Source organism: Paenibacillus sp. MER 180 (genome assembly GCF_023713665.1).
In the GTDB taxonomy this organism is placed as follows: Bacteria; Bacillota; Bacilli; order Paenibacillales; family Paenibacillaceae; genus Paenibacillus_B; species Paenibacillus_B suaedae.
This window is the reverse complement of the sequence record NZ_JAMAVT010000001.1, coordinates 407,281-424,214: the sequence shown is the minus strand read 5'-3', so window position 1 is coordinate 424,214 and position 16,934 is coordinate 407,281. Positions and strand designations below refer to the sequence as shown.

The window sequence follows — 16,934 nt, the reverse complement described above, 5'->3', positions numbered from 1 at the left end:
ATCCGAAGGCTTCTTATTGTTTGCGTAAAGCATACAGCTAGTTGATTAGTCGAGCGCTTGTACCAAGCTTGCACCGAATTGTGCGGCGCCATCCGGGCCGTCGGCGGTAATAATGTCATCATGGGCAACCACATGCTGGGCGATATACGTAACATGATTCGCTTTCAATTGATCAATTTGGATATCAAGCGGGTAGCATGTTGCTTCTCTGTCTGCAAGCAGTCCAGTACGGGCAACCGTAACAGCGCCTGCGCAAATGCCAGATACAAGCACGCGATCCTGATGCGCCTGCTTCAAGTATTGCTGGAGCTCCATGTTATCCCATAGATAATCATTCGTTCCAGAGCCACCGATTACAGCTACGACGTCATAGTCGGCAGCAGACACATCGGAGAAGATGACTTCTGCCGTGGCTTTCCCTTGGAAGTCGCCTGTGATCTCACCGGTTGTGGTGCTGGCAATGGTGACGTTCACTCCTGCCTGCTCCAAGGCAGCTTTTGGCTGGAACAGCTCGTCTTCATTAAATCGTTCAGGTGGTATAATAAATAAAGCTTTTTTAATCATAAAATATGGCCTCCTATTCGTGGTACACAGTTAAGTTGGTGCCAGGTACATGCTGCAGCATGTACGGAATCACTTCTGAATATGAAGTGGATTTAATATTGCGATCATCACTGTAAGATGTGTCTTATTGTACCGACACCTTTCTATGCTGTGAAGAATGCACTTTTTTGTGCGGAGGTTACCTATAGGTTACTTATTGAAGAAATGAGGAGTTTTGAAATCGATGTCAGATACATTGCGAGAAGAAATAAAGAAGAAAATCGTGAACGGTGATTTTAACTGTGAGAAGGAGTTGACGTTGTCCATTATCAGTGGAAAGTGGAAGGTCGTCATTATCTGGCACTTGGGTGTTGAAGGGCCGCATCGCTTCAGTGATCTCCAACGTTTGTTCCCGAAGGTATCTCATAAAATACTGACCAACCAGCTGCGCGAGCTGATGGAGGATGGAATTGTGCATCGGGAGGTATATCCAGAGGTGCCGCCCAAGGTTGAGTATTCCATGACAGAGCTTGGCATGACGCTGCTGCCTCTCGTGGAAATGATGTATGAGTGGGGAAAAATGCGAATGGATCAAATCAAGCAGGGGCTGGGTATTGCCCATGAGGGCTGTTCGCATGAACAATGCAAGGAGCGGTTCGACTGAATCAGATAGAAGCTTTTAGCCATCGTGGGCTAAAAGCTATCCAATCACCAACGCAAAAATGACACTATTTTAGTGTCATTTTTACCTTTATGCGTTTTTTTCGAGCTGAGGAAACTCCGCGTTCTATAAGTACTGCTGCCAGAACTCCATCATCTTCGTCCAGGCGTCGCGTTCAGCGTGCGCTACATCCCGGAGCTCGACTTGCGGGGATAAGCTGACCGGTGGCAGGTTCGGGATGTGAAAAGAGTGGCCGCCATTCGGATAACGAAGGTGGAACGTCTCATAAGGATACGATTCGCGCTGTAAGATTTGCAAGGCCTCCGCGGACATTTCCGACGTTGTTCCTAATTCGTCTTTATCACCGGAGATAAGCAGCAGATGGCATTTCATTCGCTCAACGGGGATTTGCGATTTTTGCTTTGCTTCTGTATTCTCAAATGCCCGATTATGAATATCTCTCAGCTTGGATTTATCGAAATTCATGGCAGTCTCGTAATCATCTGGATACGGGAGGAAATCGAGTGGCTTGCCTTGATACGACCAAGAAGAGCTCTTCTCAGAAGAGCCGATACGAATTCCTTGCAGCACATACAGCGATGGTGCGAATGCAACTACCGCCTTCAGTTCCTCTGGGAACGTGGCGCCAAGCAACAGCACCAGTTCTCCTCCCTTGGAGATGCCGGCTGCGCCGATGCGATTCTCATCGATTTCCTTCCGATCCTGAAGCCATCGAATGCACTCCGCAAATGTCTCCAACGGAATGTTAGTCAATTCTCTTGATAGACCATAATGTCCGTAAAAATCGAAGTAAGCGACGGCTACCGCTGCAATCCCTCTTGCTGCAAGCAATGCCGCAACTTGTTCCGACCAGAAGAAACCGCCTCCCGATCCGCCGACGACAATGACGGCAGGCAGATTCGAACACTGGCCAGGGAAGAAGTACTTCCCGACGAAGCCTTCGTTGATTTCTTCTACTTGAACCTGATCGGATACGTACTTGGTGGTGAAGGTGGTTTGATCAAGCAAATGACTGTCGTCGTACAGCGATATGGTGATCGTTTGCGGCGATATGTTCATTTTCATGAAATAGGGAATGGAATTCGGATTATCGTAAGAAAGCTCACCTGTATCCATTTGCAGTTGCATCGACCAGAGCACGCCGCCAGCATCTACGCCTTGGTATGTTCCCGATTCCGGTGCTTGCTTTGACGTATCGATCGCCCCATGGATGTCGGCTGTAAATACAGCTTCAGAAAGCCACTTCCGCTCCATATCGTCGGGCATTGCAGCAGCTACCTTATACCGACTTCCGGCCTGCAGTCCGTTGACGCGAATGGCTATAGGTTCATCCGCCAGCTCTGTTGCTCTTACCATTTCAATGGTTGGCTTCAACATACATCAATCCCTCCATATGATAGTTGAAAATATCACTTTGCAACCGTTCCTGTCATTTTCTTTGCCATTAGAACTTACTTGGAGTTTCCTTTGTTAGAGAATCGGAGGCGGGATCTATGGGCATTCGCTCTACGCTTTCTCGCAATTTTCGGAGGAACCGCAGCTGAACTTCGTAATGCTCATACATATTTTCGAACGTTAGCAAGATGTATTCTTGAATCGAAGCCGCCTTCTCCTTCTCGACTTGGCCGGCCTTCATATCAGCTAGCTCCTGCTTCAGTAGCTGAATCTGCGCGTCAATGGCTGTAGTCGTTTCCTCTTTAGGCAATAAGTGCAGGAAGGAAACCGCTGTATACAGCGTGGTTGGCAGTTGAACGGAAGATAGTGCGAATGACTCCTTTAGCAAGCGAAGGAATTCCGTTCTGCCTTCTGGGGTAATGCCGTACGTGGCTTTTGTGCGATTCCCTGTCTGTTCTACATTTTCCACGTGAACGAGAGCTTCGCCCTCCATTTTCTTTAGCGCATGATAAATGGAGCCAGGGAGGATTCCCGCCCACTGGTCAGTCCTCGACTGCTGCAAAAACGATTGAATTTCATAGCCGGACATCGATCTCATCATCAATAATCCGAGTACCATTAAGCGGGTCATGTCATGATCTCCTTTTTCAATAGTCAACGTTGAGTATTCATTGTTGATTATAAGATAGCACGACTTTCCAATCATTGTAAAGGGGGGTTATGGAAATAAATTCAGAGGATCTTTTTGCGCTCTTATGATGGAGGGAGCAATGATCGTGTGATCTAGATCATGTTGATTTTTCCATGCAGAGTGTTTACAATAGATGGAAATCACGATGATAAGGAGTGGGAGTATGAATTGGAAGCCGAAGACGAACCGTTCATTCGCGAGTTCAATTTCATATTTCCATCCCATAAGAACACTAAGGCATTCGCTGCTTTAGTGTTTTTTTTATTTTGCCAATTTCTACGGAGGTGTGGGGATGACGAGATACAAGCGAGTTATGATTAAACTTAGCGGCGGTGCTGTTGCAGGAAGCAGTGAATTCGGCTTTGCTCCTGACAGACTAGAGCATATTGCTAGTGAAGTGATGTCCGTCGTGGAGCTGGGTGTCGAGGTGTCGATCGTCATTGGGGGAGGAAATATATTTCGTGGAAATATGGCGGAAAGTTGGGGGATTGAGCGCGCAGAGGCCGATAATATCGGGACGTTGGCGACCGTAATCAACAGTCTTATGCTGCGAGGCGTACTGAAGGCGAAGACCGATAAGGAGGTTCGCGTCATGACCGCCGTGCCGGTTACTTCTGTTGCGGAGCCGTATATTCGCTTGCGAGCGATTCACCATTTGGAGAAGGGGTATATCGTCATATTTGCCGGGGGCAACGGCCAGCCGTACGTCACTACCGATTATCCCTCCGTACAGCGGGCAATCGAGGTGAATTGCGACGCTCTGCTCGTGGCGAAGCAAGGCGTTGACGGTGTGCTTGAGGCGGATCCGAGAACGAACAAGGATGCGAGGAAATTCGCTTCTCTCCATTATAACGATGTGATCCAGCATAATTTGAGGGTGATGGATCAATCCGCATTTATTTTGGCAAGGGACTTCCGTCTGCCCATCCATGTGTTCAACTTCGATCGACCGGGGACGATGCGCGACATATGTGAAGGGCAAAACAATGGCACATTAATTAGCGAAGAATCAATTCTACAGTTTGATTAATACAGACAAGGATCCACAAGCGTGAATCCTTTTTAAGTAGAGAACCGCGTTATAACTGGATTCTCGTCCGTTATAGCTGCTTTAAGTCATCCTATGGGATGGCTTTTTTTTATTCATTCAAAGCCAAAATTTCTCTTCCGTGCTCTAATGATATGAGAGGGAAGGGAGATAACGATGCCACATGGATATACATAAGCTCGTGAAGAAAGCGCAGAAGGGAAGCGACAAGGCATTCCTGGAGCTATTCCAGCAGCACGAGGAAGCCATCTATCGAATGGCTTACATGTACGTGAAGAATAAGGAGGATGCGCTCGACATCGTACAAGAAACTGCGTATCAAGCTTTTAAATCGATCGGCAGCCTGCGGGAGCCGCAGTATTTTAAAACGTGGATTCTCAAAATCGCGATTAATCGCTCTCTTTATATATTGAAGCAGCGCAATAAAATCATTCCGTTTTCGCCCGAGTATGCCGAGCAGCAAATAGAAAGCTCCTGCGAGGAGGATATTCCCTTGGCCGTAACTTTGCAGGAGTTGCTCGACGAATTGGATGGCCAAGAGAAGAGCGTCATCCTGCTCAAGTTTTATCAGGGGTATACGTTCCAGGACATCTCGGACATGCTGGAGCTTCCCTTGGGTTCCGCGAAAACGATACTATACCGGGGATTGGGCAAGCTTCGGAAGAGTTTGAAGAGAGGTGAAATCTCATGAGCCAGCGCAATCGAATTATAGAGGAAATAGAGAAAATCGATATACCAGAGGAGCTGCGCGAGCGAAGCATCATGGGTGTGCGGCAAGCGAAGCGAGAGCTTCGGCAAACGGGCGGCGTCATGAAGATTGCGAAGGTGGCGGGAATCACCGCTGCAGGACTTGTTCTGGCCGTCGCGCTGGGTGCAGCTACCTCTCCTACATTTGCTGAAGTCGTGAAATCATGGTTCTCGTTGAACAAAACGGATGAAGGCTTGAAGAAGGCGGCGGACGAGGGGTTTGCGGTGCCGATCAACAAGCAAGTAACCGATCAGGGAATTACGTTGAAGGTGAAAGAAGCGATTCACGATGTATTGCGCATTTCAATTCTGTACGGCATCGAACAGGGCGGGAAGTCCATGGATTCGGATCGGCTGTTCGATACGTTCATCCCGAACGGATCCGAAGATGATCCGTACGTGAACCGATACGAGATCGTGGACAGCGAGGGGAAGGTGCTTCCGCTTCGGTTGCAGCAGACCCATGCAGGGAACGATCGAATTCTAATCCTATCGCTAGACGATCTTGTGCCCGGCCAAGAGATTTCAGATATGTCAGATCTGCCAAACCAGATTACGGTGCGCTTCGATATCAATCAGATCGGCAAGACGCGGGGGAAATGGCACTTGGACGTACCTATTGATCTGATGAAGGCGAAGGCTTCTACAACTATCGTGCCACTTAACAAGCGATATGAATCACAGATGGGGTTCAGCGTAGATGTTAACCAGCTTCGTCATGGGCCAAGTAAATCAGAGCTATTGCTGCAAGTCAATGAGACACAGGCATGGAGAAGCGTTCAGAAAACAGATCCAATGTTCCGGTATGAAATTAAAGATGGGAAAGGAGATATAGTGGCTGCATATGATGGTTTGGTGCGCAGAGAATTAGCCATCGGAAATAAGAATGTTCTTCAACAGTCCTTGCATGGTCAAGGAACGTTGGGGCATATGAGGTACCGCCATGCGTTCGTTCCTTTTGAGGAGACAAAGGATTTGACCTTGGAAATGACAGCAATCTATACACAGGAACGATTCTCTAAAGGGGATTCTATAGCACTCGATCCAGCGGCGTTGATGAAGGAGCCGTTAAGGAAGGAGGTGAAGGGGAAGAGCATTGTTTTCAAGGCACGAATGAAGACAGAAGAAGTCCCTGAGCAGATGAAGGACGGCTACAAAGCCTTTCAAGGCAAGGGGTGGATACTGGAGGCTGAACAGCAGCTTGGTTCTGACACGCTAGATCTGGAATGGCGCATGATGGACAAGCAGGGGAAGGAAATTAGAGCGGAGTCGGCGACAGAACTGGAGCAGGATTCGCAAGGAAAGTATCGCAATCGTACGCTGTTCTTTTTCGAAGGTCAGTCTGAGATCCCTGGCAGCCTGAACGTATCCTTGGAAAGTTGGACGAAGAAGACACCAATCAGTTGGAGCATTCCGCTCGTGCCGTCGGCTGAACCGCTCCCTCCAGGTTACGATGAACCGATATATGAGATGACAGTAGCGGAGTTAAAGCCTGAAATCGTAAGCAAGGCGGAACAGGCAATGCATGATCTCGCTCCAAACAAGCCAGCCGAACTGTATGGCGTCGCAGATTACAGCGATCGGTGGTTCCTATATGCCAAGGATAACGGCGAGAGTTTTGTCATAATGCTCAAAGAAGCGGCAGAGCCCATTACTGTACAACGTGCCGTTCCATACCATGAATTGAATGACAAACTGCGTCAGACGGTTGAAGATACCTTGCGGCAAATGAAGCCTGAACAACCGATCGCATTCGCGAAGGCTGTCCGTGTGAGATCTAAGGAACTTAATAGCTGGTCGTTCCATAATGACCAAGCTTCCATTACGATTGATGCGGTAACGGGCCAGGTGGAGGCGGCAGAACTGCGGTATGAAAATGGAAGCTTCAATGAAAAGGCCAAGGCTGCAGCGGAGAAGGCGTATCCACTTTTTGCGGAAGGCAAGGCATTGCGATCCACAACCATGATGCAGAGAATGACTCCAACGGAACATGTATGGGAGATTGGACGTGATAGGAATCTCTTTGCCAGAGTGGGGGTACGGACGAGCCGAGTCTGGTCGGTTCAGCAAAGCTATAAAGATGATTATCCTGGCGATGAGCAAGCTGCACGGAAGAAATACGCAACTTTGCTTTATGCGCCAGAACAGGCTATCAGTAAGGTCATTTCGACCGTTAAGCAGGTATTCGGCATCGATATGGAAGGCTACGATGTGAGCGTCAAGCTCAATGAATATACATTCACGAAAAAAGGTACGATGACGATGAAAGGAACCGTCAATGCAAAGGGTGAGTTCTGGAAGTTGGAGCTGATTCCGATTGAGGGAATACAAGATTAAACGGACTTATACGAGGAGGGTATTTTTCAATGAAAATGAATACATTATTGGCGCTTTCACTCGTATGCAGCTTGTTCGCTGCAACTCCGGCTATGGCGGAACAGGCCGGCGGGAATAACGGAGGGACGGGAATTGTTCAGTATAGCGATGTAGATCAAAAGTTGACAGAGTCGGCTGAGAAGGCGATTGAGCAATACGGAAACGGAAAAGCATTTCAATTGGAGGAAGCGTTCAAGGATAGTTATTTTGTAGATAAAAAGAAAAAAGAGAATTGGATCATCCAATCCAAGGATCGGAGTGCCGTTGTATCGGTCGATGCAGTTTCCGGCAAGGTACTTACCATATCGCTGAGCTTCAAAATGGATGAGGTAACTGATGAGTACGCATCGTACCTGAAGGCAGCACAGTCAGCAGCGGAGCAATTTCGCAAAAATGCGGAGCTGGTCTTTACGGAAGCTCACTTTTTCCAGAACAATATCGCAGACAATAAAACAGAATCGATGACTTTCGGAGCGAAAGACAATCAATTCGTTCAAATCGATACAAAGACAAATAAGCCATTAAATTTCCGCTTTACATACAAGGCAGCGGATGTGGAGCGCAAAATCATAAGCGTGGCAGAGCAGGCTGTAAAAAGTATGGGAATCGATAAGGTTCAACCATTTACGAACATTGAATACGAAAAATATGAAGGAAGAGAAGAATGGAAGCTAGCAAGGAAAATAGAGGTTAAAGGTGATTTCAGGAAAAATGGGGCTGTGATGATAGACGAGAATAACCGGGCGTTCGTGGTCGAGGCTGCTGCCACAATTGAAGCAAAAACGGGCAAGCTTATATCCATAAATGTTAAGCCTACAACGGATAATCAGAAGCGCAAATCATTGACAAAAGAGCAAGGTGTTGCGATCGCTAAGCCTATCGCGAAGAAATTGTGGGGCGTAGACTTATCTTCCTACGAGGTGAAGGTTAATAAGGACTGGGGCGACTACACGTTTAGCAGAAAAGGTAATGCGTCTATCGTAGCCAAGTTCGATAACTTCGGCAATCTCGTTCGCATGGAACGAAAGTAGAATAAATAATATAGAGAGCAGAATGGTTATGTTATATATAATTATGGGTTCTAAATAATAGAAGAGAGGGCGCCGCAACTGGCGCCCCTTTTCCATTTAAGCTAATTATATCTGATGGCATTCGACATCCCTTATGAAAACAATCACTTATTGACTATAACGGGAAAGACTCTTGTTATATTTCAGAAGTTCTGGGACAATAATAATCAGATTATAGAGGAAGTTCAGTGATTTATAGAAGGAATGACACTTGTAGGTAGAGCATTTATAAGCAAGTAAGACAGAATTTTGACGTGTTGAAAAGAGGGCACTAGATGAATAAGCAATCCATCTATGGATTAACATTGGATCAGTTGGCCGCTTGGTTAGAGGAGCGGGGGCATAAGAAGTCACGGGCATCCCAAGTGTGGGATTATCTATATCGCAAGCGGGTCAAGGATTTCGCTGATATGACAGAAGTAAATGAAGCCAGCGTAGCACTGCTGTCCGAACACTTCGTTATTCATACGCTTAACGAGCATGTGAAGCAGCAATCGGCTGACGGCACAATCAAGTTCTTGTTCAAGCTGCAGGATGGCAACTTGATTGAGACGGTGTTGATGAGACACAAATTCGGGCTGTCGGTATGTGTGACGACTCAGGTTGGCTGCAACATCGGCTGCAGCTTCTGTGCGAGCGGACTGCTGGCGAAGAGCCGCGACTTGTCGAGCGGCGAGATTGTGGAGCAGATCATGAAGGTTCAGCACCATTTGGATGCAGTGGGTGAGGGTGATCTGGTCAGCCATATCGTCGTGATGGGTATCGGAGAGCCATTCGATAACTTTGAGAATATCGTTGATTTCTTGCGGGTTGTTACTGACCACAAAGGTCTGGCAATTGGAGCGAGACGAATTACGGTATCAACAAGCGGCTTGGCGAATAAGATCAAAGACTTTGCAGATATTAATCTGCGGGTGAACTTGGCACTTTCCTTGCATGCGCCGAATGATGAGCTGCGCACGCGCATTATGAAAATTAACCGCGCGATTCCGATTGCGAAGGTGATGGAGGCGATTCGGTACTTCATCAACACGACGAACCAACGGGTGACGCTGGAATATATTTTGCTGAAGGACGTGAACGATCAGCAGGAGCACGCACTTGAGTTGGTGCAGCTGATTCAAGAATGGAAGATGCAGGACGAGGTCAATGTGAACTTAATTCCGTACAATCCAGTTGATGAGCACAGCCAGTATCAGCGCAGCGAGCAGGAGTCGATTCGTGGCTTCTATGATGTCATGAAGAAACATAACATTAGCTGCAGCGTGCGGTTGGAGCATGGCACAGACATTGATGCTGCTTGTGGCCAGCTTCGCAGCAAGCAGATTAAGAAAGAAAGCGGTGCTGGTGCCGATCAGGCAGCTATGAGCTAAAAATATTTTGTAGTTTACAAAAAGCGTACCTACCAATGGGTAGGTCGCTTTTTTTCGTGCTGTCTATGAGAAAGTTCTTTGTCCGTCATGCTAAATTTTGCTACAATAAAACCACGTATTCTTATCGCAATTACATAGAAATAGTTTATATGGTGCTGTGCATGCTCAGCTTAATAGGGAAGTCGATGCGAGTTCGACGCGGTCCCGCCACTGTAACGCAGAGCTGACAATCAAGGCTTTTATCCACTGTTAACTGAGCTAACGGGAAGGTAGATTGTCGAGCGATGATGCGAAGCCAGGAGACCTGCCATATAAGTGCTCTATATTTCTCACGAGGATGGGAGGGGGATGTTTATTCGTGCTGCTAGTAGGAGATTACTAGTGTATTTAGCTGCATCGAAGTGGTTACCTAACATCTTTCTAACATGGAAAGGTGTTTTTTTATTGCCTTCATATCGACATATTAAGGAGATCAGACATTGAAGATGATTACGAACAGAATGTTGAAGAAGAGCTTGTCTGCATTACTAAGTATCGTATTGTTGTTATCTCTTGTACAGCCACAAGTCATAAGAGCGGCGAGCGGGCAGGGCAATACTCAGTTAAATAACATGATTGAACATACGGTTCAATACTATAAGGACTATTATAAGGATGCTTCTAATCAAGATGCTGTAAGTGATTCATGGTGGGAGCTTGTTGCTCTGTGGAGTGCGGGTCAAGATTTGCATGATGGAACTTGGAGATTACCTACATGGGAAACAAAAGAGCCAAGACTTCGACCAAATGCAGGAGGCACCGATCATATTCGATATATTTATGGCTTGCTTGCATTAGGAAAGAATCCGGCTCACGCTTGGGAAACGAACCGGAATCTGTGGGCGGAGCTGGCAGCACAGCAAGATCCAGCAACGGGTGCTATCGGTGGAGTTAATAAACACATTTGGGCAATGCTTGCCTTAAGCGCCGGTGAGAAGCTTGGTCAGGATATGGGGTCATGGAATGCCGCATCCAAGCAAAAAGCGCTCGATTATCTGCTTAAAGCACAGTACGCAGACGGAGGTTATGGACTGTCAGCTACCGGCAGCTCAGGAGATACTGACATTACTGGTATGGCGCTGCTTGCACTCGGTCAATACCAAGGACAGAGCGCGGTAGATGCGGCAATTGAACGAGCTAAGGAATTGTTGAAAAAACGCCAATTGGACAATGGAGGGTTTGATTCCGTTGGTACATGGGGATCCGGAGATAATTCCAATAGCTTATCTACATCCGTATCGGGATTGGTTGCTGCAGGCGACGATGTCTTGTCAGCAAAGTGGAAAGAGCCTAACGGAACAGTTATCGATGCGTATGCACGCTTCCAACAAAATGATGGATCGTTCAAATGGAAATTAACAGATTCTTCTGCAAATAGGATGGCTACCGAGCAGGCTCTTGTTGCGTTGCTCGACATCAAGCATGGAAAATCGGTATGGAGTCGCCTCGCGGAAGTGAAGCTTCCATCGGATCAATCACATGTTAATGTGCAGGTTAGTGTCAAAGGGATTGACGATTTCATTTATCAACCTAACCAAATTTCCTTGGATGCAAACAACAAAAAGCTCACCGCATTGGATGCACTAAAGCTAGCGCTGGATCAAGCCAATCCATCAATTCCCTACCTTACTTTGGGGAATGGGGATCAAGCAAGACTAACATCCGTTGCTGGTCAAAATGAAGGGAAACTTGGCGGTAGCGATGGTTGGAAATACAAAGTGAATGGAAGTGCTCCTTCTGTAGGAGCAGGTGCATATGAGATAAAAAATGGCGATGACCTCTATTTCTATTATGGTCGTCAGCCGATGATTTCTACAGTCTCTTCTATTCAACAGGGCGCTGTAAATCCAACGGTCGAAGTACAGCTTGCGGGAGATTCATTTACGCCTCAAGCGTCGCAGATTGACAGTTGGCTAGTAAAGCCAGGAACGACTGAACTGAAACTAAAAACAATCTCACTTCTTAATAGTCAAAAAGCAAAGCTCGTTTTTGAAGGCCGTGCTGTTACTGGCGGACTTACGGTTCAAGCTCTTGGAGCTGCCGTAACGGGACAAGAGGAAAGCAATGGATTGGCAGTTAGCTTGGAATTGCCTAAATCGATTGGAACAGCGACATTGTCCGTTGAAATAAGATCCGTTGGTCAAGGGGATATCCTTGCACCAGTAACAATACCATTGTATGAAGGAGATACAGCCTTCACAGCTTTAAAAAGAGAGCTCGATGATCGAAACATTGACTTTGACTACAGTGGTTCAGGCAAATCGGTTTATATCAAAGGCATCGATCCACTTTGGGAATTTGATAAGGGACCGTTAAGCGGCTGGATGTATTCCGTGAATGGAGCATTCCCGAATTATAGCGCGGGGATATATACATTGAAGGGTGGGGACGTTCTTCGCTGGCAGTACACAACCGATATGGGCAAGGATATTGGCTCGGTACCCGATCCTAATCCATCTGGGGACAAGACAATTGTAGTCGGTGAGAATGAAACAAATGTAAGTGTGGGATCGGAACAGGAACCTCTTTCAGAAAACAAAGTAACACTTGTATTTTCGAAAGATGAGCTGCCCCATGTAGCTTCCGTTACAAGCAGTACATATTTAGAAATTGAACCGAACACATTTGTAATTTCTTCATGGGATCGAAAGCTGGAATTGCCTAGAATTTTAAGTGGAAGTGATGATATTTTACTTTCCGGGCTGAATGGAGGCTTGTCCACTTATAATAAAGAGGCAACAGGAATTGATTCCCGTGTTAAGGTTGGCGGAGATCAAGATATTCATGTTGATAAGCATGCAACTCTTACTTTGAAGGGGCAAGGCAATAAAGAAGCAGCACTCATGGAAGCGAACGGAACAATCGTAATCATACCTAAATACACTGATGAATCCGTTAGACATGATGAGTTCTATTCCTATGCCAATAGTGTAGGCGACCTAGTCATTAAGACGAAGCAATTCGGTGAGTTTCTAGCATATATCGCAAAAATAAAGGATACGCCTGGCGGAGATAACGGCAATGGAGGAGGAGTCGTTGATCCACTGGTAACTGGCGCGGTAACAATTTCTGTAGAGAAACGTTCTATTGGGGAAGGGGAGATTATTAGTCCTATTTCTGTACCCCTATTCAAGGATGATACAGCATTTACCGTATTGAAAAGATTGTTAGATGTGACAGGGGTACCTTTACAATACGTAGGATCAGGGGAATCACTTTATGTACAGTCTATTGCTGACTTAGGTGAGTTCGATAAAGGACCTAACAGTGGGTGGATGTACTCCGTTAACCAAAAGTTCTATGCTCACAGTGCAGACAAGCATAAGCTGGTTGATGGGGATGTCCTTCAGTGGAGTTACACCTGTAATTTAGGGCTTGATATTGGTGCCTTACCAACAGGAGATTCTCATATAAAGTTAGATGAACACACGAAGGAAGTTCTCTTGGGGACGGAGCAGGAGATGCTCTCTTCACAAAAGTTGTCATTGGAATTCAGAGCGGCAGAACTTCCTAAAATTCTCGCGAATCATACAATTGCCAACTTGAATATTGATAGCGGTACTGAAGTTACTTCTCCTTGGAATAATGAATTGGAAATGCCGCGGAGTTTGGAGACGAACGAGAGTGCGTTACTAGCCAAAATAAATGCTGAACTTTCATTGAAAAACAAAGAGACTTCTCAAATTGATTCCCGTGTAAAAGTCGGCGGTGATCAGCATATTCAATTCAGTCAGCATGTCACTCTTACCTTTAAGGGTCAGGCAAATCAAGAAGCTGGATTTGTTAATGCAAGTGGGGCGTTTGCTCCTATTCCGAAATATAATGATTCATCGGCACGAAAAGACGAGGTTTATTCATACGTTCAAGACGGACATTTAATTGTTAAAACGACGCACTTTACTGAGTTCGTAACTTATCGCTCTAAAGTCAAAGATGATGCGGGCAATGGTGGCGTCGTAGTCCCTCCAGCCACTAATACAATCACGCTATCAGTTGAAAAGCGTACCGTAGGCAAAGGGGATATCATTGCACCGGTTCGCGTCGAACTGCAGGATGGAGATACAGCGTATACAGCGCTTGAACGCATTGCTGAGAAACGAGGAATTTCCATTGAATCCACCGGCTCAGGGGCTAACCTCTATATTCAGGCAATCGATGGGTTGGCAGAGTTCGATAATGGGAGCTTGAGTGGTTGGATGTACTCCGTCAACGGTAAGTTCCCGAACTATAGTGCGGGAATCTACAACTTGAAGAATGGCGATGTCCTTCGTTGGCAGTACACGACAAATTTAGGAGAAGATGTTGGTAATAAATTCGAAGGAAACAAGGAAACCCCAGGAAAACCTGGATTGCCAGTTCACCCAGGGGGGGCAGGAACGGGCGGTGGCGCGCTTACACCGAAGCAGGTAGAAGAGTCTGCTAAGCTTAAGAGCCTTATTGACGGTGCTTCAGCATGGATACTAAGCAACCGCAAATTCACCGTTCAAGACAACTTTAATGATTGGGACGTCATGGCGCTGGCTCGTTCAGGTAAGCAAGTTCCTTCTACGTATTACGCGATTCTAGAAAACTATGTAAAAGAGAAAAAAGGAGAATTCCGATTAGTTACTGACTATGAACGCATGGCTTTGGCTGTTACGGCAATCGGCAAGGATCCAAGTAATATAGCAGGCTTCAACCTCTTAGAGAAAATCTATAATAATGGGCGCATGACAAATCAAGGTACGAACGGTCTTGTGTTTGCTTTATTAGCCTTGGATGCGAACAAAACAGTCGTTCCAAACGATGCACTCTGGACAAGGGATAAGCTGATTCAGCAATTACTTGCTCAACAAAATTCAGACGGCGGGTTCCCGCTTAGCAAAGAGTCTAATGCTGTGAGCGACATCGATATGACTGCTATGTCATTGCAGGCATTGGCGAAATATCAAGATCGCAAAGAGATCAAAGCAGCCACAGATAAGGCATTGTCTTGGTTGTCTTCGCAACAACTCGCTAACGGCGGATTTAAAGCATGGGGTGTTGAAACGAGTGAGAGCATCTCGCAGGTGATTATTGCGCTGTCCGGTCTTGGAATTGACTTGGAAGACAAGCGATTCGTGAAGAAGGATGGGGATTTGCTGAAAGCACTGCGTACGTATTTCAATACAGACGGCGGATTTGCGCATTCACGAGGCGAAGCGAGCAATTATATGGCAACACAGCAAGCATTGCTTGCGCTGACAGCCTATGATCGCGTGTTGACGAATCGAACAAGCCTGTATGTGATGACGGACGCCGCATCGACGGGCACGCAGAAGCCAAAGGATGAGAAAATAACGTACACAGACGATGCCTCCATTTCTGCTTGGGCAAAAGAAGCAGTCCATAAAGCAACGGAACTCGGGTTTATGCAGGGTACGGGTAAAGATAAGGACGCATCCCAATTTGAACCGAAGCGGGAATTAAGTCGGGCTGAGTTCGCGGCATTGATCGTGAAATATGCTGGTTTACAGCCACAAGGCACAGATTCAGGATTTACCGATGTAAGTGCTTCGTCTTGGTATGCAGGATATGTTGCCACTGCGAAAGAAAAAGGTCTGATTTCGGGTGTTTCGGCAAATAAATTTGCACCGAACCAGGCGATTTCGAGACAAGAGATGGCAGCTATGCTCGTACGAATGAAGGGTCTTCCGAAGGATGCAGATTCATCGGCAGGACCGAAAGATCAACAGCAAGTAGCTGAGTGGGCATTGCCCTACGTCAAATATGCCTATCAAGCAGGTCTGATGTCGGGTGAGGACGGTTACTTTAAACCACAGCTTCATGTGACAAGGGAAATGGCTGCTGTTGTCATGGTAAGACTGCACGGCATTCAATAATTTGCACGATCAGAAAGAAGGAGAGCAATCTCCTTCTTTCCGTATGAGCGGAACTACATGATAGCAAGCTTGCATCATTAACGAGTATGCATGGCATAGAGGTGAGGACATGTCCGAATGGTTTGCGTGGATAAAGCGCAACAAACAGAAATGGTTAGCTGGACTGGCAGTACTGGCCATTGTAATTGCCACGGTATGGATATATGGCGGAAATGGCAGTCAGCCGAAGGATGAGAGGCTGGCTGGTCATACAACGGCACAAGAGCAAGAGCACCCGAGCCAAGCCTCTAAGGATCTGGCAAGTGAGACTGCTAATCTATCCGAACAGAAGCAGGATCAAGGGAATCCAGAATCGTTGCCTCAAGCAACAGCTGATCCCAAGTCTGATACAGTGCAGGACATAGGAAGCAAAACAGGAGACACGGATAACCCAGATCACAAGGACACACGCTCTGATCCGTCTACTACAAGTAAAGAATCGGCGAAGGAGGAAGGCCAACAGAAAAATCAGGTTACTGAAACAACGCAGGGAAAAAGCATCGTAAGTAAAGCAACGGAGTCTTCTGTGAAATCGGATGTAACTCCAAAGGATAAAAAACCTTTTGGCACGTCTCCTTCTGCAAAAGAGAGCAAGGGGAATGCAGGCGAAAAGGAGAGCAAGGGCAGCAATAAGCAAGATGGAAAGTCTACACCGAACAAAGGAGTTGCTTCTCAGCCAGATTCAAAGCCTCCACAGACTACTACCGTGCAGCTTACGATTGTGGGATCCACGGATGTTGGTACGATCATGAGCACAGAGGAAATCGAAATTGGCGATTCGGAAACCGTAATGGATGTATTGAAAAAAGCGACGCGTGCTAAGAAGATTCAAATGGACTTCAGCGGTTCCGGTGCAACTGCTTATGTAAAAGGTATTGATAATTTATATGAGTTCGACAAGGGATCAGGGAGCGGCTGGATGTACAGCATTAATAGTAAATTTCCGAACCGTAGCGCAGGCGTATGGCCGATTCATCCTGGAGACCATATTCAATGGCTGTATACGGAGGATCTAGGCAAGGACTTAGGAGCGGGTACTGACGACGGACTATGGGATGGGGAGAGCTAAT

Annotated in this window: 11 protein-coding genes and 1 riboswitch; of the genes, 8 read left to right on the top strand and 3 right to left on the bottom strand. The window is 46.6% G+C overall.

Annotated features, from left to right (window positions below; genetic code table 11):
- Window positions 1-45: 45 nt before the first annotated feature.
- On the bottom strand, window positions 46-564 hold the full coding sequence (locus M3661_RS01745) for a DJ-1/PfpI family protein (RefSeq protein ID WP_251481716.1): 519 nt from the start codon (window positions 562-564) through the stop codon (window positions 46-48).
- Between the two features lie 223 nt (window positions 565-787).
- Between M3661_RS01745 and M3661_RS01740 the strand changes: the two genes are divergently transcribed.
- On the top strand, window positions 788-1,207 hold the full coding sequence (locus tag M3661_RS01740) for a winged helix-turn-helix transcriptional regulator (protein ID WP_251481714.1): 420 nt from the start codon (window positions 788-790) through the stop codon (window positions 1,205-1,207).
- 123 nt (window positions 1,208-1,330) lie between these two features.
- On the opposite strand, the gene M3661_RS01735 is transcribed toward M3661_RS01740, so the two are convergent.
- Both M3661_RS01735 and M3661_RS01730 read right to left on the bottom strand, forming a co-directional pair.
- Window positions 1,331-2,602, bottom strand: a complete 1,272-nt coding sequence (locus M3661_RS01735) for an acyl-CoA thioesterase/bile acid-CoA:amino acid N-acyltransferase family protein (RefSeq protein WP_251481711.1) — start codon at window positions 2,600-2,602, stop codon at window positions 1,331-1,333.
- A 67-nt stretch (window positions 2,603-2,669) separates the two neighbouring features.
- The gene (locus tag M3661_RS01730; protein ID WP_251481695.1) at window positions 2,670-3,251 is read right to left on the bottom strand and encodes a PadR family transcriptional regulator; all 582 of its coding nucleotides are present in this window, start codon (window positions 3,249-3,251) and stop codon (window positions 2,670-2,672) included.
- A 352-nt stretch (window positions 3,252-3,603) separates the two neighbouring features.
- Here M3661_RS01730 and pyrH point away from each other — a divergent pair, with 352 nt between their 5' ends.
- The 7 genes from pyrH to M3661_RS01695 all read left to right on the top strand — a co-directional run bounded on the left by pyrH (window position 3,604) and on the right by M3661_RS01695 (window position 16,933).
- Window positions 3,604-4,341, top strand: coding sequence for a UMP kinase (gene pyrH / locus M3661_RS01725; protein WP_065291025.1), 738 nt, complete (start codon window positions 3,604-3,606; stop codon window positions 4,339-4,341).
- 181 nt (window positions 4,342-4,522) lie between these two features.
- Window positions 4,523-5,050: a sigma-70 family RNA polymerase sigma factor gene (locus tag M3661_RS01720; protein ID WP_251481690.1), complete on the top strand. Its 528-nt coding sequence runs from the start codon at window positions 4,523-4,525 to the stop codon at window positions 5,048-5,050.
- On the top strand, window positions 5,047-7,443 hold the full coding sequence (locus M3661_RS01715; RefSeq protein ID WP_251481686.1) for a DUF4179 domain-containing protein: 2,397 nt from the start codon (window positions 5,047-5,049) through the stop codon (window positions 7,441-7,443). The genes M3661_RS01720 and M3661_RS01715 overlap by 4 nt, the downstream gene beginning before the upstream one ends.
- Before the next feature lie 29 nt (window positions 7,444-7,472).
- Window positions 7,473-8,513: a hypothetical protein gene (locus M3661_RS01710; protein WP_251481682.1), complete on the top strand. Its 1,041-nt coding sequence runs from the start codon at window positions 7,473-7,475 to the stop codon at window positions 8,511-8,513.
- Window positions 8,514-8,827: 314 nt separating this feature from the next.
- On the top strand, window positions 8,828-9,925 hold the full coding sequence (gene rlmN, locus M3661_RS01705) for a dual-specificity RNA methyltransferase RlmN (protein WP_174809590.1): 1,098 nt from the start codon (window positions 8,828-8,830) through the stop codon (window positions 9,923-9,925).
- A gap of 133 nt (window positions 9,926-10,058) precedes the next feature.
- A riboswitch (cobalamin riboswitch) is annotated at window positions 10,059-10,251 on the top strand.
- Between the two features lie 159 nt (window positions 10,252-10,410).
- Complete coding sequence (locus M3661_RS01700) at window positions 10,411-15,825, top strand: DUF4430 domain-containing protein (RefSeq protein WP_251481678.1); 5,415 nt, start codon at window positions 10,411-10,413, stop codon at window positions 15,823-15,825.
- 109 nt (window positions 15,826-15,934) lie between these two features.
- Window positions 15,935-16,933: a DUF4430 domain-containing protein gene (locus tag M3661_RS01695; RefSeq protein WP_251481674.1), complete on the top strand. Its 999-nt coding sequence runs from the start codon at window positions 15,935-15,937 to the stop codon at window positions 16,931-16,933.
- Window position 16,934: the final 1 nt, after the last annotated feature.